This is a genomic window from Streptomyces caniscabiei (assembly GCF_014930365.1).
Taxonomy (GTDB): Bacteria; Actinomycetota; Actinomycetes; order Streptomycetales; family Streptomycetaceae; genus Streptomyces; species Streptomyces caniscabiei.
This window is the reverse complement of the sequence record NZ_JABXWI010000017.1, coordinates 133945-159950: the sequence shown is the minus strand read 5'-3', so window position 1 is coordinate 159950 and position 26006 is coordinate 133945. Positions and strand designations below refer to the sequence as shown.

Annotated in this window: 17 protein-coding genes and 1 pseudogene; 8 read left to right on the top strand and 10 right to left on the bottom strand. The window is 70.6% G+C overall.

Annotation, left to right across the window (positions count from 1 at the left end):
• Positions 1-38: 38 nt before the first annotated feature.
• From pulA to HW837_RS37750, 8 genes and pseudogenes are all read right to left on the bottom strand, one after another.
• Positions 39-5465: a pullulanase-type alpha-1,6-glucosidase gene (gene pulA / locus HW837_RS37785; RefSeq protein WP_193381699.1), complete on the bottom strand. Its 5427-nt coding sequence runs from the start codon at positions 5463-5465 to the stop codon at positions 39-41.
• A gap of 44 nt (positions 5466-5509) precedes the next feature.
• Positions 5510-7141, bottom strand: a pseudogene (locus tag HW837_RS37780) (nuclease/transposase family protein).
• A 282-nt stretch (positions 7142-7423) separates the two neighbouring features.
• Positions 7424-8806: an alpha-amylase gene (locus HW837_RS37775; RefSeq protein WP_193381697.1), complete on the bottom strand. Its 1383-nt coding sequence runs from the start codon at positions 8804-8806 to the stop codon at positions 7424-7426.
• Between the two features lie 235 nt (positions 8807-9041).
• Complete coding sequence (locus HW837_RS37770; RefSeq protein WP_193381696.1) at positions 9042-9938, bottom strand: aminoglycoside phosphotransferase family protein; 897 nt, start codon at positions 9936-9938, stop codon at positions 9042-9044.
• Between the two features lie 202 nt (positions 9939-10140).
• On the bottom strand, positions 10141-11823 hold the full coding sequence (locus tag HW837_RS37765) for a glycoside hydrolase family 13 protein (RefSeq protein WP_045562855.1): 1683 nt from the start codon (positions 11821-11823) through the stop codon (positions 10141-10143).
• Between the two features lie 230 nt (positions 11824-12053).
• A complete protein-coding gene (locus tag HW837_RS37760; protein WP_193381695.1) occupies positions 12054-12974 on the bottom strand; it encodes a sugar ABC transporter permease in 921 nt (306 codons plus the stop codon).
• 13 nt (positions 12975-12987) lie between these two features.
• Entirely contained in the window at positions 12988-13992 is a 1005-nt protein-coding gene (locus HW837_RS37755; RefSeq protein WP_193381694.1) for a carbohydrate ABC transporter permease, read from the bottom strand.
• Positions 13993-14075: 83 nt separating this feature from the next.
• Positions 14076-15347 (bottom strand): extracellular solute-binding protein, encoded by a 1272-nt coding sequence (locus tag HW837_RS37750; RefSeq protein WP_093792675.1) that lies wholly within the window; start codon positions 15345-15347, stop codon positions 14076-14078.
• A gap of 466 nt (positions 15348-15813) precedes the next feature.
• Between HW837_RS37750 and HW837_RS37745 the strand changes: the two genes are divergently transcribed.
• Together HW837_RS37745 and HW837_RS37740 are read left to right on the top strand one after the other, a co-directional pair.
• Complete coding sequence (locus HW837_RS37745; protein ID WP_045562851.1) at positions 15814-16848, top strand: LacI family DNA-binding transcriptional regulator; 1035 nt, start codon at positions 15814-15816, stop codon at positions 16846-16848.
• Positions 16849-16980: 132 nt separating this feature from the next.
• A complete protein-coding gene (locus HW837_RS37740; protein WP_045562850.1) occupies positions 16981-17850 on the top strand; it encodes a phosphatase PAP2 family protein in 870 nt (289 codons plus the stop codon).
• Here the strand turns inward: HW837_RS37740 and HW837_RS37735 are convergent.
• Positions 17840-18736: a LysR family transcriptional regulator gene (locus tag HW837_RS37735; protein ID WP_045562849.1), complete on the bottom strand. Its 897-nt coding sequence runs from the start codon at positions 18734-18736 to the stop codon at positions 17840-17842. The two genes, HW837_RS37740 and HW837_RS37735, sit on opposite strands and share 11 nt — an antisense overlap.
• A 73-nt stretch (positions 18737-18809) precedes the next feature.
• Here HW837_RS37735 and HW837_RS37730 point away from each other — a divergent pair, with 73 nt between their 5' ends.
• Positions 18810-19841 (top strand): DMT family transporter, encoded by a 1032-nt coding sequence (locus HW837_RS37730; RefSeq protein ID WP_193381693.1) that lies wholly within the window; start codon positions 18810-18812, stop codon positions 19839-19841.
• Here the strand turns inward: HW837_RS37730 and HW837_RS37725 are convergent.
• Positions 19792-22803 (bottom strand): bifunctional [glutamine synthetase] adenylyltransferase/[glutamine synthetase]-adenylyl-L-tyrosine phosphorylase, encoded by a 3012-nt coding sequence (locus HW837_RS37725; protein WP_093792669.1) that lies wholly within the window; start codon positions 22801-22803, stop codon positions 19792-19794. The two genes, HW837_RS37730 and HW837_RS37725, sit on opposite strands and share 50 nt — an antisense overlap.
• A 254-nt stretch (positions 22804-23057) precedes the next feature.
• Here HW837_RS37725 and HW837_RS37720 point away from each other — a divergent pair, with 254 nt between their 5' ends.
• The 5 genes from HW837_RS37720 to HW837_RS37700 all read left to right on the top strand — a co-directional run bounded on the left by HW837_RS37720 (position 23058) and on the right by HW837_RS37700 (position 25908).
• Positions 23058-23498 carry a hypothetical protein gene (locus tag HW837_RS37720; protein WP_193381692.1) on the top strand — a complete coding sequence of 147 codons (441 nt, stop codon included), beginning with the start codon at positions 23058-23060 and terminating at the stop codon, positions 23496-23498.
• Between the two features lie 192 nt (positions 23499-23690).
• Complete coding sequence (locus HW837_RS37715) at positions 23691-24137, top strand: VOC family protein (protein WP_045562846.1); 447 nt, start codon at positions 23691-23693, stop codon at positions 24135-24137.
• Positions 24138-24228: 91 nt separating this feature from the next.
• Positions 24229-24819 carry a DUF4291 domain-containing protein gene (locus tag HW837_RS37710; protein WP_093792667.1) on the top strand — a complete coding sequence of 197 codons (591 nt, stop codon included), beginning with the start codon at positions 24229-24231 and terminating at the stop codon, positions 24817-24819.
• Between the two features lie 53 nt (positions 24820-24872).
• Positions 24873-25436 (top strand): dihydrofolate reductase family protein, encoded by a 564-nt coding sequence (locus tag HW837_RS37705; RefSeq protein WP_045562844.1) that lies wholly within the window; start codon positions 24873-24875, stop codon positions 25434-25436.
• An 82-nt stretch (positions 25437-25518) separates the two neighbouring features.
• Positions 25519-25908 carry a hypothetical protein gene (locus HW837_RS37700; protein WP_045562843.1) on the top strand — a complete coding sequence of 130 codons (390 nt, stop codon included), beginning with the start codon at positions 25519-25521 and terminating at the stop codon, positions 25906-25908.
• Positions 25909-26006: the final 98 nt, after the last annotated feature.

The following is a 26006-nucleotide window of genomic DNA, read 5'->3' as shown; positions in this document are numbered from 1 at the left end:
CCGGATCCCCCTCCGCCCGCACCACCCAAACTAGCGCCCTACCGGTCGGACCGGGCGAATACCGCGACGGTCCGCCCCGGAACGACGAAGGTCCCCGATTCGGCTTCGTACGACGCCCCGCGGACGATAGGGTCCGCGCCCGAGGCCTGCGCCCGGTGCAGGGCGTAGGCCGTTCCGGCCAGGTCGTCCACGGTCTGCTTCCGCTCCTCGGGGGTGGCGTTGAGGACGACGACGAGGTCACCGAGTTCCATGGTGATCACGCCCGGGGTCTCGTCCTTCCCCGACAGCGGGAACGACAGCTTCGACTGGACCTGTCCGGCCGTGTCGAGGGAGAAGACGTCCTCCGTCGTACGGATCCGCAGCAGGTCCCGGTAGGCGGCCGAGGCGCCCTCGATCTGTTCGCAGCCGACCTTCACCGAGGTCAACAGGGGCTTGGCGTAGGGCCACTTGGACCGGTTGTCGGCCGCGAGGGGCAGACCGCGGCCGAAGCCGTTGCCGTCCCGGCAGTCCCAGTGGATCGCGTTGAACCAGTCGCCGCTGTCGTAGGAGTTGCGGTCGAGGGACTTGGACCGCAGCAGGTCGGTGCCCGCCTGGGAGAGCGCCGGGCCCTGCGAGAGGACGGCGGTCGCCATGGCCAGGACCTGCATTCGGGCCCGGTCGGCCGCGTTCGTCGAGGCCGGCAGCTTGAAGGCGAGCGCGTCGAACAGCGACTCGTTGTCGTGCGCGTCGACGTAGGCGAGGGCGTCGCCGGGCGCGTCCGCGTATCCGGCGGGGGCCCCGTTGTAGTCGACGTCGGAGCCCTTGACCTCCTTGCCGTCGGTGTCGGTGAACCGGTAGTTCGCGAGGTTGCCGCTCAGACCGACCTTGATGAGGTCCTGGTAGTGCAGCAGGCGGGCCTTCTGCTCGGCGGGAGTGCCGTTGTCCTTCGAGGAGTTGGGTTCGGTGTGGAGGCCGGACGCGAAGCCCTGGACGCCGGGGTCCTCGTCGAAGGGGCCGCCGCCGCGCACCGCGTCACGGGCCCGGTCGGAGAAGGTCGCGATGCCCGTCCCGGCCATGTTCTTCTGGGTGGCCTGGACGAAGCGCGCGTCGTCGGCGACCTCGCCGAAGTTCCAGCCCTCCCCGTAGAGGATGATCCTCTTCCCGTCGACGCCGTCCTTCTCCGGCGTGAGCGCGTCGAGGGCCTTGCGGACGGCGAGGATGTTGGCCTTCGGATGGTGGCCCATCAGGTCGAAGCGGAACCCGTCGACCTTGTACTGCTTGGCCCAGGTGACCATCGAGTCGACGACCAGCTTGCTCATCATGGTGTTCTCGGGCGCGGTGTTGGCGCAGCAGGTGGAGGTGGCGACCGAACCGTCGGCGAGGAGCCGGTGGTAGTAGCCGGGGACCACCTTGTCGAGGACGCTCTTGTCGGCCTGGCCGCTGGCCGGGGTGTGGTTGTAGACCACGTCGAGCACGACGCCGAGGCCGTCGTCGTTGAGCGCCTTCACCATCCTCCGGAACTCGACCGTGCGCCGCGTCCCGTCCGGGTCGGTGGCGTAGGAGCCCTCCGGGACGGTGTAGTGGTACGGGTCGTAGCCCCAGTTGAAGGCGTCCTTCGCGGCGGCCTTCGCCACGCACTCCTGCTGCTGGTCGGAGTCGGCGGCGTAGGAGCCGAGGTCGCAGTCGACGCTCGCCTGGTCGGCCTTCCGCTCGGGGATGGTGGCGATGTCGGCGACGGGCAGCAGATGCACGTACGACGTCCCGGCCTTCGCCAGGTCCCGCAGGTGCTTCGAGCCGTCGCTGTCCTTGTCGGTGAAGGCGAGGTAGGTGCCCTTGTCCTTCGCCGGCACGGTGCCGTCGCCGATGGAGAAGTCCCGGACGTGGAGTTCCTGGATCTGCGCGTCCTTCAGCGGTACGGCCTTGGGCTTGGTGTGGGACGACCAGCCCTTCGGCGCCAGGGCCCTGTCGGTGAGGTCGACGACGAGACTGCGCTCGGAGTCGGCGGTCAGGGCGACGGAGTACGGGTCGGTGACCTTGTTGGTGACGACCTTCCGGACGCTGGGCGCCCACACCTTCACGACGTACCGGTAGGGCTTGTTCTTCCAGGACTTCTCGCCGGTGACGGACCAGACGCCGGTGGCGCCGTCCCGCTTCATGGGGAGGGTCTTTCCGTCGAGGTCGAGCTGCACCGACTGTGCCGTGGGCGCCCAGACGGCGAGCTTCGGGCGGCCCTTGGCGAACGTCGGCCCGAGGTCGGCGTCCGCCGCCTTCCCGCCGTACAGGTCGTCGAGCACACCGGCGATCTGGACCCCGGCCGCCGCGAGCACGGCCCCGTTCGCCGCGCGCTGGGAGGCGACCAGCTGGCCGCGCAGGGCCTCACGGACCCGGTCACGGTCGCGGGGGTCGACGGTCCACGCGGTGTACGACTTCAGGTGCGGGAACCTCGCCTTCTGGGCGTCGGTGAGGGCCGACCTGGTCAGCCGCAGCCACCGCTCGTCGGTGCTGGTGAGCGCGCCGTCCTTCGCGGTGATGGAGCCGGTGCGCGAGTACAGCAGCTGGGTGGAGGCGGCGGTGTCGTTCCCGTTCCAGGCGACGGTGTTCCGGTCGATCCAGACGGCCTTGGAGGTGGTGAGGTCGAGGGCGGCGGCGGAACCGGCCGGCTGCGGGAGCAGGTACTTCTCCTGCCCGTTCAGCAGCCACACCTCGGGCCCGTTGGTCTTGAGGTCGAGTGCCTGGTCGGCGGAGAGGTCCTTCTCGTCGCCCTTGTGGATGATGTAGCTGAGGCTGGTGGCCCCGTCGGTGAGGGGCACCTCGAAGACGGCGCCGTAGGCGTCGGTCCGCACCGGCTCCAGGGGCTTGGCCCAGTCCGTGGGGTTCGCGGCGCCGGACCAGACGTGCAGGCCCCAGCCGTCGTAGTTCCCGTCGGCGCGGTGGTAGTGCAGGACGGCCTTGGACGGGTCCGGGGCCGGGAGGTCGGGCTTCTCCGTCAGCACGGCCTCCTTGCCCTGCTCGACCCAGATCTCCCCCGTCTTCGTGACGTCGATCGAGCGGTCGGCGGAGACGTCCTTGGTGCCGTCCTTGTCGATGACGAGGTAACTGACGTTCGAGGCACCGGGCTTGAGCTTGACGTAGGCGAAGGCGCCGTACGCGTCCCGCCCGATGAAGTCGTGCCCCTCCGGCCAGGTCGTCCCTTCGCCCTCGGCGATGTCGCCCCAGGCGTAGAGCCGCCAGTCGGTGTAGTCGCCGTCGGCGCGCTTGTAGTGGACGATCGCGTGGTCGCGTGAGGAGGCGGTGGGGACCTCGGGGGCGGGCGGGGTGCCCGTGGTGGAGGTCGCGGTGGCGCTCGCCGTACGTCCGGTTCGGTCGATCACCACTGCTTTGTACCGCAGGGCGGTTCCGGCGGGTACGTCCTCGCCGAGGGTCTGGGTGACCTTGTACGGGGCGTGGTCGGCGGAGCCGAGGGTCTTCCACTTGCCGTTGCCGACCTGGGCGGCGAAGACGACCCGGTTGAGCTGTCCGCCGTCCACGCCGGCACCGACCTCGACCGTGCCGGTGGCGCCGGCGGCCGGGGCCCTGAGGCTGAGCGTGGGCTTGGTGGCGGGCTTCCCGAGGGGGCCGGCGGCCTTGAGGACGATCGAGGAACCGGCGGGCACGGTGACGGTGACCTTCTTGTCGGCGTCGCTCCTCACCTTGCCGTCGGTGCCGTGGACGCCCTGGAAGGTCATGCCGGCCGAACCGGTCGCGAAGGTGGCCGACTTGGCGTCGTCCGCGTTGTTGAAGGCGACGACGTACTCGGTGCCGGTGCGGGCGTCGGTCCGGGAGAAGGCGTAGACGCCCGCGCCGTCGTCCGCGTGGCGCTCGGTCTGGACGCCGTCGGCGAGAGCCGGGTGCGCCTTGCGGAGGTCGGCGAGCGCGCGGATCTGCCGGTAGAGCGGCGCGTTCGTGTCGTACGCGTCCTTGGCGTGCGTACGGTCCGTGCCGAGCAGGTCGTCGTCCAGGTAGTCGGCGGCCTTCGAGGCGAACATCGTCTGGCGGGCGTCCTTGTCGCCGCCCGCGCCGGTGAAGCCCTGCTCGTCGCCGTAGTAGACGACCGGGTTGCCCCGGCTGAGGAACATCAGCTCGTTGGCGAGCCGGTCCTTGGCGAGCAGTTCGGCGTCGGTGGCCTTCGGGTCGTCCTGCTTCAGGAAGGTCCCGATGCGGCCCATGTCGTGGTTGCCGAGGAAGGTGACCTGCTCGTACGCGTTGGCGCGGCCGGTCGTGTACTTGTAGTCGTCCCCGAAGACCTGGGCCAGCCTCTTCGCGCTGCCGCCCTGGGAGGCGTACGACCGTGCCGCGTCCTGGAAGGGGAAGTCGAGCGTGGAGTCCAGGCGCCCCTGGGTGACGTACGGGGAGGTCACGGAGGTGTCGGCGGAGTAGACCTCGCCGAACATGAAGAAGTCGTCGCGGCCCTTCTTCGCGGCGTACGCGTCGAGCGCGGTGGCCCACTGCGTCCAGAACTCCATGTTCACGTGCTTCACGGTGTCGATCCGGAAGCCGTCGATCCGGAAGTCCCTGACCCACTTCTCGTAGATCTTCTCCATGCCGGAGACGACCTCGGGACGCTCGGTCCACAGGTCGTCGAGGCCCACGAAGTCGCCGTAGGTGGCGGACTCGCCGGCCCAGGTGGAGTCGCCCCGGTTGTGGTACATCGTCGGGTCGTTGAGCCAGGAGGGGACCTTGGTCTTCTTCTTGGCGGCCGGGACGACGGGTGGCCGGGGGAAGGAGTCCCGGTCGACGGACGGGAAGTTCTTCCTCCCGTCCGCGTGGTCGGCGTCGTCGAAGGGCTTCCCGTCCTTGGTCAGGTAGGGGAAGGCTCCCTTGGAGAGATAGTCGTACGACTTCTCCTCGTAGTCGACGACGTCGGCGGTGTGGTTGGTGATGACGTCGAAGAAGACCTTCATGCCCTTGGCGTGGGCCTTGGAGATCAGGGTCTCCAAGTCCTTGTTGGTGCCGAAGTGCGGGTCGACCCGGGTGAAGTCGGTGATCCAGTAGCCGTGGTAGCCGGCGGAGGCGTTGGCCCCCGTCCCCTGCACGGGCTGGTTCTTGAAGATCGGCGCGAGCCAGATGGAGGTCGTGCCCAGGCCCTTGATGTAGTCGAGGCGCTGGGTGATGCCCTTGAGGTCGCCGCCCTGGTAGAAGCCCTTGTCGGTGGGGTCGTAGCCGGTGGCGAGGCGCGAGCCGGTGAGTCCGCCCCTGTCGTTCACCCGGTCACCGTTGGCGAAACGATCCGGCAGGACGAAGTAGAACTGCTCGCGGGTGAGGTCGTGACGGGCGGCGCTCTTCGCCAGCTTCGCGTCGGACGGCGGTGGGGGCGCGGTGGCGGCTCCGGCCGCGAGGGGCTGGACGAGCGCCGCGGTCAGCGCGGTCACGGTGACCGCGCCGACCACGGCGGTCCGTCCGGCGTGGGTGGTACGGCGCCTCGACGGCGTCGGCCATCTCGGTATCACAGAGGGACTCCTAGCGATGACGGCTCTGGTGGGTCCGACCGTTCCTAAAGACTGAGCGGGAGTGAGTCCTGTTGCCAGGTCTCATGCTCGGCCGAACGCCCCGGACGGTGTTGGGCGTTCTGGTTGCCCGCGTTCGCTCCGCGTCCGGGCGGCACGGATCGTGTCCGTGGTCCGGGAATGCGGGGGCGGGTTCCCTCACGCCCAGCAACACCTGATCCGGCCTGGACGGTCCGATGCCCCACTACATCTCTCCGGTGCCGTGGGGGCGGTGCCGTCCGTCGCCGGACCGGGTGCTGCTGAGCGCGCCTTCCGATCGCCACGGCGGCAGCCTCATGGCGAGTCGTCTTACGGGTTGTCGTGGTGAGGGGCTTCTGCCAGTGCTGGGCACCCCAGCGGCTGGTGTAGGCCGGGTCGACGGCGATGACCGTGATCCCCGTGGCGTCGGCCATCGAGGCAAGCCGGGCGCGGAGTCTGCCCGTGGGCATGCCGGAGACCAGCTGCCGGAAGCGTTTCCTGCGGCCGTGTTTCTCCCGGGTCTTCTCGGCGGCGAAGTCCAGGTCCTCCACCGCGATCGCCTTCACCCCGCAGGTGCGGGCCCAGTGCAGGAGACGGGTGAGGGCGTGGCGGACCTGAGCATCACGGTGTTCGGCGATGCCGGTCAGGTCGTAGAAGAAGCGGCGCGGGCTGTCGGCCGGGTTGCCGTGGATGTCCAGGCGCCAGGCGGCCAGGTGGTCGGCGTTCATGTCGACGCCGATCACGCCGTGCGCGAGCGCCGCCTCGATCGGAACGGTCGGAGTGGGCGGGATCTGCCAGGACGCGGTCACATACCAGCGGCCCCGGCCCGTATCCAGGTGGATGCGGTAGGCGATCGCCCGGTCGGCTTCGACGCGGTCCGCCCAGTCACCGCCCCGGTGCGCGAACGCGACCCGGCACGCCAGGACGTACCGTCCGTGCGGGGCGTTCGCCAGATACACGAGCGGCGTGGGCAGTTTGATGCTCACCTCGCCGTCGGGGCTGATACGGATGGTCTCGTTGCCGTAGCGCTTGCCGGACTCCCCGTCCGCCTGGAAGAACCAGCGCTCCGCCTCCCACCGCCCACGCCACGCGGACTCCGTCAGCCCGGCCGCCTCCAGGTGGTGCCGGGCACCGGCCAGCCGCTTACCACCGCGCACCACGTGCACGATCCCGGCCTCCCGGTCGGCCCGCGCGGCGGCCAGCCGGTCCTGCAGCACCCGCAGCCGCCGCGCCTTCGCATGCCACTCCCGCCGCGACCGGTAACCTCCCGGCGCCTTCCGCGTCCCCTTCTGCCCGACCGGCAGGGACAGCCGGGTTTCGATGGTGCGGATGCCGGCTTCCAGGTTCTGGATGTGCGCCGACTGGCAGCGGCGGGCCAGCGCCCACTGATCGTGCGTGGCCTTGGTGATACTGCCCGCCCACCGCGACGACGAGACGGGTGTCAGCTCCCGCTTACGGACCGCCCACGCCTGCCCGGAATGCTCCAGACCATCCCGGCAGCGCGCCTTGAGATCCTTCGAAGCCAGCGCCCCCAGGTGCCCGCCCGCCAGACGCAGCACCTTCTCATCGCCGGGAGACAGACCCTTGAGGCGTGTCCGGACTGCCACACCGGACGGCCCGGACACGATGAACGGCGCCGCGATGCTCCGCACCTCACCCACCCCGCCACCTCCGCCCGGCCCGACTCGAATACACCGTCGCCCTGGAAACGAGCACCACCCATGAAGGTCACGCATTCGATGAGGGAACATCAGTTCCCCACCGAAAACCGGCATCACAAGCCAGGAGCGCGGCTCGACACAGGCCATCCACACTCACCCCCGCTCACCCGAACGCTCTTGAACCACTCCAACGCCAGCAGTTCCAAACCCCGCGTGACCGTATCGCCGCCGAAAGCATTTCAGCAAGAGGCTTGAAAGTAACGGTAAGGGCTTACAACACCGTCAGCAGCTGGACTTGCCCGCGTAGATCGCGAGGGCGGTGTTGGCGCCGAGGGTCGCGGTGAACTGGCCGGAACCGTTGACGGTCACCGTCGTGTTGTTCTGCACGTTGCAGTAGGTGCCGGCCGCGAGGGAGGTCTGGTACGTGCGGCTGAGGCTGACCGACTCGTGGTTGATGGCGACGAAGCCCTTGGCTCCGCGGCCGAACGCGATCGCGTCGCCCCCGTTGTCCCACCAGTTGGTGACCGCCTCGCCGCGGGTGGCGTTGCGGAAGGGGACCATGCGCATGATCTCCGGCCAGGCGTGCTGGCACTTCCACCCGTCCTGCCAACAGGCGCTGACCGCACCGCCGTTGGGCGGGCCCGCGTCGTGGTCGGTGAACTCGTAGCCGGAGTTGATGTCGGGCGCGCCGTACGGGTACGCCAGCATGAAGACATTGGCGAGGGTGTAGTTCGCGTTGTCCTTGTAGCTGAGGGTGGAGCCGTTGCGCTCGGTGTCGTGGTTGTCGACGAAGACGCCGGCGACCGAGCTGTTCATGTAGCCCCAGCCCTCGCCGTAGTTCTTCAGGTAGGCGAGGTTCTCGTTGTTGAAGACCCGCTTGAGGTCGAAGGCGTAGCGGAACTCCTGCACGTCCCCGTTGCCGGTGTACTCGCTCGGCTGGACGGCCTCGCCCGAGCCGTAGATGGCCTCCTGCTTCCAGTACACGGAAGGCTTGGTCAGCCGCGACTTGATGTTGGCGAGGTCGGCGGCGGGGATGTGCTTGGCGGCGTCGATCCGGAAGCCGTCGACGCCGTACCCGAGCAGGGAGTTCATGTACCCGGCGATGGCCGAACGGACGTACTCCTCACCGGTGTCCAGGTCGGCGAGCCCGACCAACTCGCAGTTCTGGACGTCGGCGCGGTTGGTGTAGTCGCTGATGGTGGCGGTGCAGTTGTCGAAGTCGAAGGAGGAGTAGAGGCCGGGGTAGGTGTACTTGGTGTACGACGAGCCGCCGGTGCCCGTGCCGCTGCCCGCCGACATGTGGTTGACGACCGTGTCGACGACGACCTTGACACCGGCCGCGTGACACGTGTCGATCATGCTCTTGAAGGCGGTGGCGTCGCCGAGCCGTCCGGCGATCCGGTAGCTGACGGGCTGGTACGACGTCCACCACTGCGCGCCCTGTATGTGCTCGGCGGGTGGCGAGACCTGGACGTAGCCGTACCCGTTCGGGCCGAGCCTGTCGGTGCACTCCTTGGCGACGGAGGCGAAGTTCCACTCGAACAGGACGGCGGTCACGTCCTTGTTGCCGGGAGGCGAGGCATACGCGGTCGTCGTGGGCACCGCGAGCGCGATCGACGCGCCGGCCGCGAGTGCGAGCGCACCGGAGAGGGTTCTGCTGGCCATGTGTGGGGTCCTTCTCCGTTGAAGGGATCCGCAGGGGAGGTTCGTGGGCCGTGGGGGCCCGTGCGGCAAGGCCGTTGCGGATTCTTGCTGCAAGATGGCTGAAAACTTTCAACCGAGAGGAAAGTACGAGTCCCCTTGTGGAACGGTCAACCCTCCGGACACACCTTCTTCACGCCCGCGAAATCTCTTCACACACACGGGCGTTGGGGGAACACGATCTTCGAGGCGGGGCGGGTCACGGCCTCGCTGTGAGGAGGCGGTCGAGTGTCCGGCGTCCCAGGGCGCTCATCGTCGGGTTGCTCTCGACGTAGTACCAGACGAGCCCCATCGCCTGTTCGAACGCCCACGCCTTGCCGCGCTCCCACTCCAGGTCGTCGCAGCCCAGGGTCCGTCGGAGCACCTCCCTCGGGCCCGGCCGCAGGATGTGCCAGGCGGCGACCAGATCCAGCGCGGGGTCGGCCGGGCCGAAGCCGCCGGTGTCGAGGACGCCGCCGAGGCGGTCCCCCGCGACCAGGACGTTGCCGGGGATCAGGTCACGATGGCTCATCACATCGGCACCCGTGCGCGGCAACTCCCGCAGGCGGCTCCACATCCGGCGCAGCCGGGGCACGTCGAGCAGCCCCTCGCTCCGGGCGAAGCACTCCGCCATCCAGTCGTCGTGGTGGGTGAGCACTCCGCCACGGCCCTCGCCGTCGAAGGGGCGTCCCCGGGTGTCGGCCTGGCGGAGGGCCGCGACGAGGGTCGCGAGGTCCTCGGCGAAGGCGTGCGATCCGCTCGGGTCGGCATCCGAGGCGATCGTGCCCGGCAGCCAGGTCTGGACCGACCACGGCATGGGGTAACCCGCTCCCGGCTTGCCCAGGGCGACGGGTTCCGGGGCGGGGAAGGGGGACATCCGCGCCAGCTCCGCGCTCGCCCCGGCCTCCCGTTCCAGCACCGCCAGGGCCTCGCCGGCATCGGCCGGACGCAGCGGGAACCGCGCCGAGAGGTCGTCGCCGACACGGAAGATGGCGTTGACCGTCCCGGTCGACGGCAGGGGCCGGACCGCCTTGTCGCCCCACTCGGGAAACTGTTCCCGGATCAGGGTCGCGACGGTCTCGGCGGTCACGTCCACCTGGTCGTCGTGCATCGCCATCTGCCGCACGCTCTTCCACTCCACCGACAGCGGTTCGACGGTTCAACGGTTCAACTGGGGCGACAGCCAGTATTCCTGTGCCCGCGTCCGGATCAACCGGGTTTCTCGGCGACGGGCCCGCGCGGTGGGCCCGAACGACGACCGCGCCGCGCATGCGGCGGAGCTTCGCATGCGCGGCGCGGTCGGCGTCCTCGCGGGATCGTCAGCCGGTCGTCCACCAGACCGTCGTGTCGCCCGGCAGCTTCGCCTCGTCGTCGGCCACCGTCAGCTCACCGCTGGCGACCAGGACGCGACCGTACGCGGGGATCCGTACCGCCTCGCTCGTGGTGTTGGCGACGCACACGACGTCTCCCCGGCGGAAGGCCAGGACGCCGGCGGGGGCCTTCAGCCACTCCACCGAGTCGCCCGCGCCGAGGGCGCGCTGTGCGCGGCGGACCGACAGGGCCGTGCGGTACAGCTCCAGGGTCGAGTCCGCGACGCCCGTCTGGGCCTCCACGCTCAGCTCGGCCCATTCCGCGGGCTGCGGAAGCCAGGAGCCACCCGCGCCGAAGCCGTACGACGAACCGGCGCGGGTCCACGGGATCGGCACCCGGCAACCGTCGCGGAAGCCGTCCTGGCCGGCTCCCCGGAAGTACGCGGGGTCCTGGCGGACCTCGTCCGGGAGGTCGACGACGTCGGGGAGGCCGAGTTCCTCGCCCTGGTAGACGTAGGCCGAACCGGGCAGCGCCAGCATCAGCAGCGAGGCGGCGCGGGCGCGGCGCAGGCCCAGGGCGCGGTCGCCCGCGAGGCGGATCTGCGTGCCGAGGCCCGGTTCGTTGGCGAAGCGCGTCGCGTGCCGGGTCACGTCGTGGTTCGACAGCACCCAGGTCGCGGGGGCGTTCACCGGGCGCATCGCGTCCAGCGTGCGGTCGATGACGACCTTCAGCTCGGCCGCGTCCCAGCTCGTGCTCAGATACTGGAAGTTGAAGGCCTGGTGCAACTCGTCGGGGCGGACGTAGTTCGCGGTGCGTTCGACCGTCGGCGTCCACGCCTCCGCGACGAAGATGCGCTCCCCCGCGTACTCGTCCAGCACCAGGCGCCATTCGCGGTAGATCGCGTGGACGCCGTCCTGGTCGAAGAAGGGCATGACATCGTTGCCCAGCAGTTTCAGCTGGTCGTGGGCGCCGAGGTCCGGGAGGCCGTCCGCCTTGACCAGGCCGTGGGCGACGTCGATACGGAAGCCGTCGACGCCGATGTCCAGCCAGAAGCGGAGGATGGAGCGGAACTCGTCGCCGACCGCAGGGTGCTCCCAGTTGAAGTCGGGCTGCTCCGGGGCGAAGAGGTGGAGGTACCACTCGCCCGGGGTGCCGTCGGGTTCTGTCACCCGTGTCCACGCCGGCCCGCCGAAGATGGACTCCCAGTCGTTGGGCGGGAGTTCGCCGTTCGTGCCCTTGCCGGGACGGAAGTGGTAGCGGTCCCGCAGCGGCGAGCCGGGGCCCTCCGCGACCGCCCGCTTGAACCACTCGTGCTGGTCGGAGGAGTGGTTGGGGACCAGGTCGACGATGATGCGCAGGCCCAGCTCGTGGGCGTCCCGGATCAGGGCGTCCGCGTCCAGGAGCGACCCGAACATCGGGTCCACCGCTCGGTAATCGGCGACGTCGTACCCGGCGTCGGCCTGCGGGGAGGCGTAGAAGGGGCTGAGCCACACGGCGTCGATGCCGAGGTCGCGCAGGTACGGGAGTCGGGACCGCACGCCCTCCAGGTCACCCATGCCGTCACCGTTGCTGTCGGCGAAGCTGCGCGGGTAGACCTGGTAGATCACCGCGTCGCGCCACCAGTCGCTGCGCGGGGTGGTGGCGAGGGCAGAGGTCGGGGCCGGGTCGGCTGCGGAGTGCTGCTGGCTCATGGCGTCCTTGGTGCGTAACGGGGTCATCGGTTCGGAAGTATCAGAAGCGGGTGCGGAGGGCGGGGACAGAGGCGGCCACGGTGCCGGCGGGGTCGGATGGACACCGTGACCGCCACCCGCGCCCCGAAGGGGCGCGGGGGCTGGGGGACATCTGCGGCTTCGCCGCGGGGCGCGACCAGCCACGACGAAGCCGCAGACAACCGACGGCCCTCGTGGCTCAGCCCGGGCGGTCAGCCCTTCGTGCCGCCCGCGGTCAGTCCGGTCACCAGGTTCTTCTGCACGAGGTAGAAGAACGCGGAGACGGGGATCGCGACCAGCACGGCGGTGGCCGCCATCAGGTTGCGCTGGGCGTCGTGTTCGCTGACGAAGCTCTGCAGACCGACGGCGAAGGTGTACTTCGTGTCGGACAGCATGAACGTCGAGGCGAAGGCGACCTCCCCGAACGCGGTGATGAAGCTGTAGAACGCGGCGACCGCGAGACCCGGCTTGGCGAGCGGCAGGATCAGCCGTGCGAACGTGCCGAAGGGGCTCAGCCCGTCGACGCGTCCGGCCTCGTCGATCTCGAAGGGGATCGTGTCGAAGTAGCCCTTGAGCAGCCAGGCGCAGTACGGCACGGCCGTCGAGCAGTAGACGAGGACGAGACCGAGGTAGCTGTCGACGAGCCGCAGTTCCGAGAGGATCTCGTACATCGGCACCATCAGGACGGCCACGGGGAACATCTGCGTGACCAGAAGCACCCACATGAACTTCCGGTAGCCCGGGAAGCGCATGCGGGAGACGGCGTAACCGGTGGTCGCCGCGATCAGCACCCCGAGGACGGTGGTGCCGAGCGAGACGACGAGGGTGCTGACCAGCCAGTCGAAGAACGGTGTCTCCTGGAGCACGTGCGAGTAGTTGGCAAAGGTCATTTTGCCGAAGATGCGCCCGGGATGCAGGTAATCGTCCTTGTCCGGTCCGAGGGACAGGAAGACCAGCCAGGCGATCGGGAAGAGGGCGGCCAGGCTCGCCACGACGAGGATCGTGTGGGCGGCGAAAGAGCCGGCGAGGCTGTTCTCGCCGCGTCGGCGGGTCCTGCGCGGGGCGGCGGCCGTCGGCGTCGCGTCCGCCGGAGCCTTGGTCCCGACAGTGGTCGTACTCGTGGTCGTACTCATGGGGGCTCCTGCCTCAGATCGCGAGCTGCTGCTCATCGCGGTTCAGCCAGCGGCGGTAGACGGAGGTGAAGACGATCAGGATGGCCAGCAGCAGGATGCCGTAGGCCGCCGACTGCGCGAAGTCACGCGGCTGCTGTCCGAAGCCGAGGTAGTAGGCCCAGGTCACGAGGATCTGCGCCTCGGGCGCGGTGTCGCCGAACAGCAGGAAGATGACGGCGAACTGGTTGAACGTCCAGATCACGCCGAGGAGGACGACGGTGGAGCTGACCGAGCGCAGTCCCGGCAGCGTGACGTAGCGGAAGCGCTGCCAGGCGCTCGCGCCGTCCATCTCCGCCGCCTCGTAGAGCGAGGAGTCGATGGACTGGAGCCCGCCGAGCAGCGAGACCATCATGAACGGCACACCGCACCAGGTGTTGACCATGATCGCGGCGAACCGCTGCCAGAAGGTGTCCTCCAGCCACAGCGGGGTCGGCAGGTGCAGTGCTTCGAGGCCGGCGTTGATCACACCGCCGTCGGCGAGCATGAACCGCCAGCCGAACACGGTGACGAAGGTGGGCACGGCCCACGGCAGGACCAGGATCAGCCGGTAGAAGGTGCGGCCGCGCAGCTTCTGGTTGAGCAGCAGCGCGAGGCCGAGTCCGATGACGTAGTGCAGGGCGACGCAGAGCGCCGTCCAGACGATGGTCCAGATGAAGTGCGACCAGAAGCGGTCGTACGACGTCGGGCCCCACAGGATGTCGGCGTAGTTGTCGAGGCCGATGAACTCGTAGGTCGCGTCGATGTGGTTGGCGCCGATCGTGCGCGCCGAGTTGAGGCTGTTGGCGTTGGTGAGGGTGAGGTAGAGGCCGCGCGCCAGCGGATACATCACCAGGACGCCGAGCACGACGACGACCGGGGCGATCATCGCGTACGCGTACCAGTACCGCTGGTACGACTGCCTCAGACGCGACAGCGGGCCCGGGCGCCCGCCCGGTTCACCTCGGCGCTTGCCGGTCGCTCGGTCGATGGCGACTGTCATCGTTCGACACCTTCTGGAAGATCACGGGAAGATCGGGGGCGGGCCTGCGGGGGCCGGGCCGCTCGGCGGCCCGGCCCACGGGATCACTTGCTGTAGTCCGGGACCAGCTTGGCGATCGCGGTCTCCGCGTTGCCGAGGCCCTTGTCCAGGGACTCCTTGCCGCCGGCGATCGCGAGCAGTTCGGTGTCGAGCGGGCCCCACAGCGAGCTGTACTCGGGCAGCTCGGGGCGCGGCTGGGCGGCGGCGAGGACGGTCTGGTAGCCGGCGATGCCCGGGTCGGCCTTCACCTCGGCGGTGTAGGCGTCGTCGCGGGTGGGCAGCGTGGAGTTCTTCAGGGCGATGGTCTCCTGGGACTTCGCCGAGGTCATGAAGTTGACGAACTTCAGCGACGCCTCCTGGTGCGCCTTGTCCGAGCCGGCGTACACGGAGAGGTTGTGGCCGCCGGTCGGGGCGCCCGCCTTGCCGCCGGCGCCGGCCGGGACGGTGGCGATGCCGAGGTTGGCCTTGTCCTTGAAGGCCGAGCCCTTGTAGAAGTTGGTGATCTCCCACGGGCCCTGGACGATCGAGGCGACCTTGCCGTTGACGAAGGCGTCCTGGATGTGGGCGTAGGCGTCGGCGGTGGTGTCGGCCTTGTGCAGGCCCTTGCCGTCGAAGAGGTCCAGCCAGGTGCCGTACGCCTTCTTGGCCTCGGCGGAGTTCACGGTGATCTTCTTGGCGGCTACGTCGACGGTGTCGGTGCCCTCGCCGTAGAGGAAAGACTGGGCGTAGTAGGCCTGGGTGGAGCCCCAGTAGCCGTCGACGCCGGTCTTGCCCTTGATGGTGGCGGCGGCCTTCTTCAGGTCGTCCCAGCTCTTGGGGGCCTCGGTGATGCCGGCCTTCTCGAAGAGTTCCTTGTTGTAGACGAGCGCGAGGGTGTCGGTGACGAACGGGACGCCGTAGGTCTTGCCGTCGTACTGGGCCTGCTTGATCAGGTTGGGCTGGAACTTGTCCTGGTCCTTCAGGGCCTCGGTGCCGTCCAGCGGCAGGAAGAAGCCCTTCTTGGCGAAGGCGGGGGTCCAGCCGACCTCGGAGCGCAGGATGTCCGGGGCACCCGTGGCACCGGCGGCGGTGTCGAACTTGTTCTGCGCCTGGTCGAACGGCACGTTGACGTACTTGACCTTGATGTCCTTGTGGGCGGCCTCGAACTCCTTGACCAGGGCCTTGTACGTCGGCGCCTCGTTGGTGGCGTTGGAGGTGTCCCACCAGGTGATGGTGACCGGACCGTCGGCCGAGTCGCCGCTGTCACTTCCGCCGCAGGCCGTCGCCGCGAGAGCGATCGACGCCACCAGCGCGGTGGCCGCTATGCCACGCCGCATGAGATCTCCTTGAGGGTGAAAGCCCGTGTGCTGGGCGGAGGGCCCCGTCCGCCGCTCCTGCCGAGTTCCGGCCGCGCCATCGCCGCCGCCGGGCGAGGCCGAACGTAACAGCGTTGTAAGCGCGACGAAAGACCTTGCTGCAAAAAATTGCAACGACGGGGGATGGTTACCGGCCCGTGACCTGCGCTCGACTTGGCCGAAACCTGATATCAGGGCCGCTCAGCGGGGGTTCGTGGGGCTGTGCAAGACTCTGCAAGCTCTTGCCACCACCGGCACGGGCGGCCATCATCACCCTGTCAGCGCCTTGCGAAGGCCATCCCGTGCGCACGCGGGGCGCCCCCACGGACACCGACCAGAATCACGAGGGACCGCGATGACGCAGCAGCCCGCGGTGGGCCGCATCCCCGCCCGCCCGCGACGCCGGGCCGGTGGGCAAGCGCAGGTCCGGCCGGTACAGTCCAGTGCTGTGACCACACGGCTTGCCGACATCGCAGCCCAGGCGGGGGTCAGCGAGGCGACTGTCAGCCGCGTCCTGAACGGGAAGCCGGGCGTCGCCGCGACCACTCGCCAGTCCGTTCTGGCCGCCCTCGACGTGCTGGGCTACGAGCGGCCGGTCCGGCTGCGGCAGCGCAGCGCGGGCCTGGTGGGCCTCATAACCCCGGAGCTGGAGAACCCCATATTCCCGGCCCTGGCGCAGGTCATCGGCCAGGCGCTGACCCGGCAGGGGTACACCCCGGTGCTCGCCACCCAGACCCCCGGCGGATCCACGGAGGACGAGCTGACGGAGATGCTCGTCGACCGGGGGGTCGCCGGCATCATCTTCGTCTCCGGTCTGCACGCCGACACCTCGGCCGACATGCAGCGTTACGAGCAACTGCGCGCCCAGGGCGTGCCGTTCGTCCTGGTCGACGGTTTCTCGCCGAAGGTGCAGGCCCCCTTCATCTCGCCGGACGACCGGGCGGCGATGTCCCTGGCGGTGACGCATCTGGTGTCGCTCGGGCACACCCGGATAGGTCTGGCGCTGGGCCCGAAGCGCTTCGTGCCGGTGCAGCGCAAGATCGAGGGCTTCGTCCGCACGATGCAGGACCAGCTGGGGCTGGCGGCCGCGACCGTGGAGTCCGAACTCGTCCAGCACTCCCTCTACACCCTGGAGGGTGGCCAGGCGGCGGCCATGGCGCTCATCGACCGGGACTGCACGGCGGTGGTGTGCGCCAGCGACATGATGGCGCTGGGTGCCATCCGCGCGGCCCGGCAGCGGGGGCTGGAGGTCCCGGACGACGTCTCGGTCGTCGGCTTCGACGACTCCCCGCTGATCGCCTTCACCGACCCGCCGCTGACGACCGTCCGCAAGCCGGTCCCGGCGATGGGGCAGGCGGCGGTGCGGACGTTGCTGGAGGAGATCGGCGGGACTCCGGCGCCGCACAGCGAGTTCGTGTTCATGCCGGAACTGGTGGTGCGGGGGTCGACCGCCTCGGCGCCTGGGGACCGCTCTCGTACCTGAGACGGAGAGATGGGGGAACGATGCGGTACGTACGGAGGAGAGGGCTCTCGGCACTACCCCGACGAACGTGCGTGATGAACCCGACCAGAGGATGATCGGTGGGGTACCGGATTTCTGGCAGACTCTGTGCCCATGGGTGATACGACCGTGACGACACTGGAGGAAGGCCGGGAGCAGGCCGCTCCGCGGTCCGTCACGGACGCGCCGGAGCAGAGGTTCCTGCACCGGCTGAGGGTTCCCCGTCGGCCTCGTTTCTGGTTCGAGATCCTGCTGATCGCGGTGAGTTACTGGACGTACTCCCTGATCCGCAACGCGGTCCCCGAGCAGAGGACGCAGGCGCTGGAGAACGCCGACTGGATCTGGAGGATGGAGCACCACCTCGGGATCGCGGTCGAGGAGACGATCAATCACTCCGTGAACTCGGTCACGTGGCTGATCGTCGGCATGAACTACTACTACGCGACCCTGCACTTCATCGTCACGCTCGGTGTCCTCGTGTGGATCTACCGTAGTCATCCGGGGCGTTACGCTGCGACGCGTCTGGTCCTCTTCGCCACCACCGCCGTGGCCCTGGTCGGCTACTACTTCTATCCGCTGGCCCCGCCCCGTCTGATGACCGGCGAGAGCTTCATCGACACCGTCGTCGTCCATCAGACCTGGGGCTCCATGGCCTCGGGCGATCTGAAGAACATGTCGAACCAGTACGCGGCGATGCCGTCCATGCACATCGGGTGGTCGCTGTGGTGCGGGCTCACGATCTTCGCGCTGGCGTCGGTGCCGTGGGTGCGGGTGCTGGGCCTGCTCTATCCCACGCTGACGCTCGTGGTCATCGTCGCCACCGCCAACCACTTCTGGCTGGACGCGGTCGGCGGCATGATCTGCCTGGCCTTCGGCTTCGCCGTGGCCCGGATCTGGTACGGCGCCCTGCCGTACGCGCTGCCGCGCCAGGTCACGGGGAGCATCCGGGAACCGGAGCCGGAGCCGGCACCGGTCAAGTCGTAGCGCCGGCGGCTTCCCTGAGCGCCCTGACGAACGTCCGCAGGGCGGGCTGCGGTGGGGCGCTCTCGCGTACGGCCGCGTGGATGGAGCGCAGGGGTTCCGGGCCCGTGAAACGGCGAACGACCACGTCGGGATGGGTGCTGCCGAGGCCGAGCCGGGGGATGAGACCGACGCCGAGCCCGGCGGCCACGAAGCCCTGGGCGGTCGCGTAGTCCTCGCTCTCCACCACGAAGCGGGGCCGGAAGCCGGCCGCGGCGCACGCCTCCAGCTGGGCGTCCAGACAGGGCCCCGGCCATTCGCTGCCCACCCACGGCTCGTCGGCGAGGTCGGACAGGGCCAGCTCGGGCCGGTCGGCGAGGGGGTGCGCGGCGGACAGGACGGCGGCGTAGGGGTCGTCGAGCAGGTGCAGCAGCCGTACGCCGTCGGGGTCGGCGCCGCGCGGCCGTACGACGAGCGCGAGGTCGGCCCGCCCCTCCCGGACCACCGGGAGCGGGTCGTCGGGGTCGACGAGCTTCAGCTCGACACGGACGCCGGGGTGCTCGGCGCGCAGCCGGGCGACGGCGGGGGCCACCAGAGCGGCGCCGGCCGTGGCGAAGTACCGCACGGCCAGTCGCCCCGTGCGCCCGGTCCGCAGATCGGCGAGGGCGGCCTCCGCCTCGGCGACCTGCCGCCCGATCGCCCCCGCGTACTCAGTGAGCACCAGCCCGGCCTCCGTGGGCCGCACCCCCCGCCCGACCCGCTCCAGCAGAGAGATCCCGGCCTCCTTCTCCAGGGCGGCGATCTGCTGGCTGATCGCGGACGGGGTGTAGCCGAGGGCGCTCGCGGCGGCCGTCACCGAGCCAGTGGTCACCACGGTCCTGAGCACCTGCATCCGCCGCACATCCATCATGTAGTTCAGCTTAACGGTGCCTGCACCATTCTTCGCTTGTCCTTATGTGTCCCGGTGCCCGACCGTGGAGCACATGCCTCTCGCGTCCACCCTCCGTATGGCCCTCCTCGCCCTGCTCTGGGGCTCGGGCTTCCTCTGGATCAAGCTCGCCCTCGACCACGGCATGTCCCCGCTCCAGATCACGGTCGCGCGCTGCGCGCTGGGCGCGGCGGTCCTGCTGGCCCTCGCCCTGGCCGCCCGCCAGCGCCTGCCGCGCGACCGCAGGACCTGGGCCCATCTGCTGGTCGCCGCCTTCTTCTGCAACGCCCTGCCGTTCGCGCTCTTCGGCATCGGCGAGCAGACCGTCGACTCCGGCACGGCGGGCGTCCTCAACGCGACGACCCCGCTGTGGGCCCTGCTCCTCGGCCTCGCCCTCGGGACCGACCGGCCCCTCTCCCCCGCCCGCGTCGCCGGTCTCCTCCTCGGTTTCACCGGCGTCCTGCTGATCTTCGCGCCCTGGCAGCGGGCCGGTCTGATGACCGGGGGCGCGCTCGCGCTGCTCGGGGCGGCCGTCAGCTACGCGGTGGCCTTCGCGTACATGGGCCGCCATCTGACGGGCCGCGACGCGCCGCTCGCCGTCTCCGCCGCGCAGCTGCTGACGGCGACGGGATGGGCGGCGGCCGGGTGGGCGACGACGGGGTGGGCGGCGGACGCCCGGCCCGCGGGGGCCGCCGGTGCGTCCGGGGCGGATCCGACCGCCCTGCTCGCGGTGGCCGTCCTGGGGATCTTCGGGACGGGGATCACCTTCTACCTCAACTACCGCCTGATCGCGGACGAGGGAGCGACGAGCGCGGCGACGGTCGGCTATCTGCTGCCGGTGGTGTCGATCGCCCTGGGTGCGCTGTTCCTCGACGAGCGGGTGGGCACCCGGGTGATCGCGGGGATGGTGGTGGTCCTGGCGGGGGTGGCCCTGACCAGGCCGCGCCGCGCCGCCAGGCCCGCCGGCGGCGAGGGTGCCGACCTGACCGCCGGTGACGAGGGTGCCGACCTGACCGCCGGTGACGAGGGTGCCGACCTCACCCCCCGTAGAACAACTCCTCCACCACGCCCCGAGCCCGTCGGGTGATCCGGCGGTAGTCGTCGAGCATGTCGCCCACATGCCCCGGGCCGTATCCCAAGTACCGCCCGACGGCGGCGAGTTCGCGGCCGTGGGAGGGGAAGGTGTCGCCCGCGCGGCCCCGGACGAGCATCACGGCGTTGCGGACGCGGGTGGCCAGCACCCAGGCCTCGTCCAGGGTGGCCGCGTCCTCGGCGCTCACCAGGCCGGCCTCGCGGGCGGCGGCCAGCGCCTCGCGGGTGCGGGTCGTGCGCAGGTCCGGCTCGCGGTGGCCGTGCTGGAGCTGGAGGAGCTGGACGGTCCACTCGACGTCGGAGAGGCCGCCGCGGCCGAGCTTGGTGTGCAGCGTCGGATCGGCGCCGCGCGGCAACCGCTCCGACTCCATACGGGCCTTGAGGCGCCGGATCTCGCGCACGGCGTCGTCGCCGAGCCCGTCCGCCGGGTAGCGCAGCGGATCGACGAGGTCGATGAAGCGGCGGCCCAGCTCCATGTCCCCGGCGACCGGTTCGGCGCGCAGCAGGGCCTGCGACTCCCACACCAGCGACCACCGGCGGTAGTAGGCCTCGTACGACTTCAGCGTCCGTACGAGCGGGCCGGTCTTGCCCTCGGGCCGCAGGTCCGCGTCGATGAGGAGGGGCGGGTCGGCGCTCGGTGCCTGGAGCAGCCTGCGCATCTCGGAGACGACCGCGTTCGCGGCGCGGGCCGCCTCCTGGTCGTCGGCGCCCTGCCGGGGTTCGTGGACGAACAGCACGTCGGCGTCGGAGCCGTAGGCCAGTTCGTGGCCGCCGAAGCGGCCCATGCCGATCACCGCGAAGCGGGTGGGGAGGGTGTCGCCCCAGCCCTCGCGGACCACGGCCCGCAGGGTGCCCGCGAGGGTCACGGCCGTCAGGTCGGAGACCGCGCCGCCGACGAGGTCCACCAGGGCCCCCTGGTCGGCGGTCGCCGGGGACGCCTCGGTGCCGTAGGAGCCGACGATGTCCAGGGCGGCCGTCCGGAACAGCTCCCGGCGGCGGACGCCGCGCGCGGCCGTGACACCCTGCTGGGCGCCGTCGGCCCGGCCCACGGCGGCGAGGATCTCCTGTTCCAGCTGGGCGCGTCCTCGGGGTTCGAGACCGCCCGCGCCCCCGGCGACACCGTCCCCGTCGCCGAGGAGTGAGACCGCCTCGGGGGCGCGCATGAGGAGGTCGGGCGCCAGGCGTCCCGCGGAGAGCACCCGGGCCAGGTTCTCCGCCGCCGCGCCCTCGTCGCGCAGCAACCGGAGGTACCACGGGGTCCGGCCGAGGGCGTCGGAGACCTTACGGAAGCCCAGCAGACCCGCGTCCGGATCGGCGGAGTCGGCGAACCAGCCCAACAGGACGGGCAGCAGCGTGCGTTGGATCGCGGCCTTGCGGGAGACACCGGAGGCCAGGGCCTCCAGATGGCGCAGGGCCGCGGCGGGGTCGGCATAGCCGAGGGCCACGAGGCGTTCGCGGGCCGCGTCGGCGCTCAACCTGGTCTCGCCGGGGGCGAGTTGGGCGACGGCGTCAAGGAGCGGGCGGTAGAAGAGCTTCTCGTGCAGCCGTCGTACGACGGCCGCGTGGCGCCGCCACTCGCGGTTGAGGTCGGCGATCGGATCGGTGCGCAGACCGAGCGAGCGGCCGAGGCGCCGCAGGTCGTCGTCGCCCTCGGGGACGAGGTGGGTGCGGCGCAGCCGGTAGAGCTGGATGCGGTGCTCCATGGACCGCAGGAAGCGGTAGGCGGCGTCGAGCTGGGCCGCGTCCGTCCGGCCCACGTACCCGCCGGCGGCCAGCGCGCCCAGCGCGTCGAGGGTGGTCCCGCTGCGCAGCGACGTGTCGGCGCGACCGTGCACGAGCTGGAGCATCTGGACGGCGAACTCGACGTCCCGCAGGCCGCCCGGACCGAGCTTGAGCTGGCGGTCGACCTCGGCGGCGGGGATGTTCTCGACCACCCGGCGCCGCATGCGCTGCACGTCGGTGACGAAGTTCTCCCGCTCGGCGGCCTTCCACACGAGCGGTTCGAGCGCGGCGACGTACGCCTCGCCCAGTTCCAGGTCCCCCGCGACCGGCCGGGCCTTGAGCAGTGCCTGGAACTCCCAGGTCTTCGCCCACCGTTGGTAGTACGCCAGATGGCTGCTGAGGGTCCGCACGAGCGGGCCGTTGCGGCCCTCCGGCCGCAGATTGGCGTCGACCGGCCAGATGCTGCCCTCGACGGTCGTCTCGGAGCAGACCCGCATCATGTGCGAGGCGAGCCGGGTGGCGGCCCGGATCGCCTTCTGCTCGTCGGCCCCGTCCGCCGTCTCCCCGACGAAGATGACGTCGACGTCGGAGACGTAATTGAGTTCGTGGCCACCGCACTTGCCCATCGCGATCACCGCGAGCCGGCACAGCGCCGCGTCCTCCGGCGCGGCGGCACGGGCGATCGCGAGGGCGGCGCGCAGGGTGGCGGTGGCGAGGTCGGCCAGCTCGGCGGCGGTCTGGGCGACGTCCGTCGTGCCGCAGACGTCACGGGCGGCGATGGAGAGCAGACAGCGGCGGTAGGCGACCCGGAGGGATACCGGGTCGCTCGCCTCCGCGAGCCCCCGCTCGAACTCCTCGACGCCCGGATGCAGATCGCGCGGCTCGTACGTCACGAGCGCCTGCCAGTCCTGCGCGTGCCGGGCCAGATGGTCACCGAGTGCGGCGGACGCGCCGAGCACCCCCAGCAGCCGGTCCCGCAGCGGCTTGGCCGCTATCAACGTGTCCAGCAGCGCCCGCCGGGACGTCCGGTCCGGCTGCGCCTCCAGCAGCCGGACGAGGCCCAACAGCGCGAGGTTCGGGTCGGCGGTCGCCCCGAGCGCGTCCAGCAGGACCGGGTCGCCCCGTACGGCGGACAGTTCCTCGCTCTCCAGCAGGCGCTCGGCGGCGCCGGCGTCGGTGAAACCGTGCCGCAGCAGTCGCGAGAACGTGCTGCTCCTGCGCCCCGGCGCCGTCATCCCAGGCCTCCCGTCGGATCAAGCCCGCTCGTCCACTCGTCCGCCCACCCGATCGCCCGACTCCGCCGATCAAGGTCGTACGAGCACGAGCCTAACCGCAGTACCTGGCCGAAGCGCCGGTCGGCGGGGGCGGGGTTCGGCGGGTTCGGCGGCGTCGACCGATCCACAGGGCCGGGGCGGGCCGGGGCGGGCCGGTGGCCGGTGCTTCGATCCGGACCGGTCGCGTCCGCCGGGCCCGGGGCTACGCTGCGGAGGTGGCCGGTGGACAGGACGCGCAGGACGGTGGGGACAGTGCGGTACGGCGTCCTTCGTGGCGTTCGGTGGTGGCGTCGGAGCCGGTGGTGACCACCGTGCTGCTGGAGGCCGTCGGTCTCGTCCTGGCCGGGCTCGTCGTGCTGGTGGGGTGGCCCTTCGGGTGGCTGCCCGATCCCGGGCTCTTCGCCACGGTGGTCGCCATGACCTCGTGCGGGCCCGCGGTCGAGCTGTTCGGCGCGGGACGAAGGCCGCGCGGGCTCGCGGCCGTCGCCGCGTTCCTGACACTGGGAGCGGTGGCCCTGCCGGTGGCCGCGGCGACGAACTGGGTCCTTCCCCCGGCAGCCGACCAGGGCATCGGACTCGTCGTCGGCTACCTGGTCGGGATGCCCGCCGGTGTGGCCGTGCTGGCACGGCGGCTCGGCACGGTGGACAGGGGCTGAGCTTCCGGAAGTACGGCGGTTCTCGGCTCTTCGACGTACGCGACGGCTGGTTTCGGCACCGTGCGGGGCGGGCTTTCGTCTTCTCGGTGGCGCCCGGCACGGTTTTCGGCTTCGGTTGGGGAGAGCCGTCCGGCCGGACGCGGTGGCGGTCCGGCCGAGGCGGAGAGTCGAAGGCGACTTGGAGGACCAGGGATGCAGTACACGCTCGAAGTGATTCCACTGCCGGTGAGCGACATCGACCGGGCCCGGGACTTCTACCGGGACAAGGTCGGTTTCCACGTCGACATCGACCAGGAGGTCATGCCGGGCATGCGGATCGTCCAGCTGACTCCCCCGGGCTCCGGCTGTTCGATCGCCCTCGGCGACGCCATCTGGGACATGACCCAGGGCGAGACCACGCCGGCCCCCGGCTCCTACCAGGGCCTCCAGCTCTGCGTCGCCGACATCAAGGCCGCCCACGCCGAGCTCCGCGAACGCGGCCTCGACGTCTCCGAGCCCGTCCAGTACGCCCCCGACGACGGCGCCACCTTCATGTACTTCACGGACCCGGACGGCAACGGCTGGGCGATCCAGGAGTACCGGCGCAGGGTCACGGAGCCGCTGCACCAGGTACTGGCGGACCTGGCGGCACGGCAGTAACCCGCGGGCGGTCCGACGGGAGGACGGCCACGGCCGCCGGGCGGGAAAATTCGCTCGCGGCCGCCGCCCGGCGGCTGGCAGGGTGCCGCGCATGGCTCCCCCGTACGAGATCCGCGCCGACCACGACGCCCGCACGATCGTGGTGTACCAGGCGTACGCACCCGCGATCGCCGACGCGGCGCTGCGGGCCGGCCGTTTCGTCGAGCCGTTCTCGTTCCGCCGGATGACGTGGATCAAGCCGTCGTTCCTGTGGCTGATGCACCGCAGCTACTGGGCCCGCAAGCCCGGCCAGGAGCGGGTGCTGGCGGTGCGGATCACCCGTGCGGGGTGGGAGGAGGCGCTGTCGCGGGCCGTGCCGACGACGGCGGATCCGGCGGCGGTGGCCCGCGCCGACGTCCATGTCCAGTGGGACCCGGAGCGCTCGGCGCGCGGGGCCGCGCTGAACCACTACAGCATCCAGGTGGGCATCGGCCGCCGGCTGATCCGGACCTTCACCGACGAGTGGGTGGTGGACCTCACGGACCTCACCCCTCAGGTCCGCAAGGCCGCCGCCCTGATGCAGTCCGGGCAGACCGCGAAGGCCCAGCGCCTGTTCCCGCCCGAACGCGTCTACCCGCTGCCCCCGGCGCTGGACGGTCCGCGCACCGCGCGCTCCGGGACGGGCCGCCTCCCGAACCGGTGAGCGGCGGGCGTCCGGTGGCCGTACTGTCGGATCCGTCACCGAGGAGGCTCCTGATGCGCAGCGTGACCTATTCGATGAGCGTCTCCCTGGACGGCTACATCGTCGGGCCGGACGGCGATTTCGACTGGCCGGGGTTCGACGAGGAGATCTTCCGCTTCTGGATCGACGAGATCCGGGGCGTCGGCGTCCACCTGATGGGACGGCGGCTGTACGAGACGATGCTGTACTGGGAGACCGCCGCCCGGGACCCCGCGCTCGGCGAGGCGGAGCGGGAGTGGGTCGCGCTCTGGAACCCGCTGCCGAAGGTGGTGTTCTCCAGGACGCTGTCGGCGGTGGAGGGCCGGGCCCGCCTGGCCTCCGGCGGCCTGGCCGAGGAGATCGAGCGGTTGCGCGCGGAGCCGGGAGAGGGCGAGATCGCGATCGGCGGTGCGACCCTCGCCGCCCAGGCGTCCGACGCGGGCCTGATCGACGAGTACCGGGCCATGGTCTACCCGGTACTGGTCGGCGGCGGCATCCCCTTCTTCCCCCGCGACGAACACCGGCTGGACCTCGAACTGGTCGAGACCCGCACCTTCGCCTCGAAGGTCGTCTACCTCCGCCACCGCGTGATCCGCTAGGGCCTGCAGCGGGGTGAAGTGGCGTGCGTCCGTCCCCGAGCGGAGAATTTTCGGAGGGACGTCTCTGCCGTGCGGAGGTGCCATGACGGATCCGCTCACCATTCTGTGGCAGGCACGCCGGGGTCCCGTGCCGGCGGACTGGCGTGTGTTCACCAAGAGGCGGGGCAAGCTGTCCGGCTTCTTCCACGGCACATCGGACGATCCGGACCCACTGCTGGTGATCACGCCGGACTACGCCGTCGAGTACATCAGCGAACGCAAGCCGCTGAAGATCGTCGTCTTCCAGGACGTGGCCGACATGAGGCTGCGGGTGGCCAGTTCCGATTCGTCGGCCGCCGTCTCCACGTGGGTCGACCTTCGCTACCTCGACGGCAACAAGGCGAAGTGGCGGTCCGCCGGCTTCGACCTGGAGGCGATCCAGGGCTTCATCGAGGCCTACGGCGTCCACAAGGCGTACCACGGGTACGCGTGAGCCTGCGGGCATCCACGAGGTGGGCCCGATCCCGTCCGGAGCGGCCACGACAGGAACGGGGACGGGGCCGGCGGTGACAACCGCGGGCCCCGTTCACT

Excerpts from the sequence above, each read along its gene's own strand:
- HW837_RS37700 (WP_045562843.1), top strand. The coding sequence starts at position 25,519 with ATGACGGATCCGCTCACCATTCTGTGGCAGGCACGCCGGGGTCCCGTG.
- HW837_RS37775 (WP_193381697.1), bottom strand. The coding sequence starts at position 8,806 with ATGGCCAGCAGAACCCTCTCCGGTGCGCTCGCACTCGCGGCCGGCGCG.
- HW837_RS37740 (WP_045562850.1), top strand. The coding sequence starts at position 16,981 with ATGGGTGATACGACCGTGACGACACTGGAGGAAGGCCGGGAGCAGGCC.
- HW837_RS37730 (WP_193381693.1), top strand. The coding sequence starts at position 18,810 with ATGCCTCTCGCGTCCACCCTCCGTATGGCCCTCCTCGCCCTGCTCTGG.
- HW837_RS37760 (WP_193381695.1), bottom strand. The coding sequence starts at position 12,974 with ATGAGTACGACCACGAGTACGACCACTGTCGGGACCAAGGCTCCGGCG.
- HW837_RS37725 (WP_093792669.1), bottom strand. The coding sequence starts at position 22,803 with ATGACGGCGCCGGGGCGCAGGAGCAGCACGTTCTCGCGACTGCTGCGG.
- HW837_RS37710 (WP_093792667.1), top strand. The coding sequence starts at position 24,229 with ATGGCTCCCCCGTACGAGATCCGCGCCGACCACGACGCCCGCACGATC.
- HW837_RS37750 (WP_093792675.1), bottom strand. The coding sequence starts at position 15,347 with ATGCGGCGTGGCATAGCGGCCACCGCGCTGGTGGCGTCGATCGCTCTC.
- HW837_RS37715 (WP_045562846.1), top strand. The coding sequence starts at position 23,691 with ATGCAGTACACGCTCGAAGTGATTCCACTGCCGGTGAGCGACATCGAC.
- HW837_RS37755 (WP_193381694.1), bottom strand. The coding sequence starts at position 13,992 with ATGACAGTCGCCATCGACCGAGCGACCGGCAAGCGCCGAGGTGAACCG.
- HW837_RS37735 (WP_045562849.1), bottom strand. The coding sequence starts at position 18,736 with ATGATGGATGTGCGGCGGATGCAGGTGCTCAGGACCGTGGTGACCACT.
- HW837_RS37770 (WP_193381696.1), bottom strand. The coding sequence starts at position 9,938 with ATGGCGATGCACGACGACCAGGTGGACGTGACCGCCGAGACCGTCGCG.
- HW837_RS37765 (WP_045562855.1), bottom strand. The coding sequence starts at position 11,823 with ATGAGCCAGCAGCACTCCGCAGCCGACCCGGCCCCGACCTCTGCCCTC.
- HW837_RS37705 (WP_045562844.1), top strand. The coding sequence starts at position 24,873 with ATGCGCAGCGTGACCTATTCGATGAGCGTCTCCCTGGACGGCTACATC.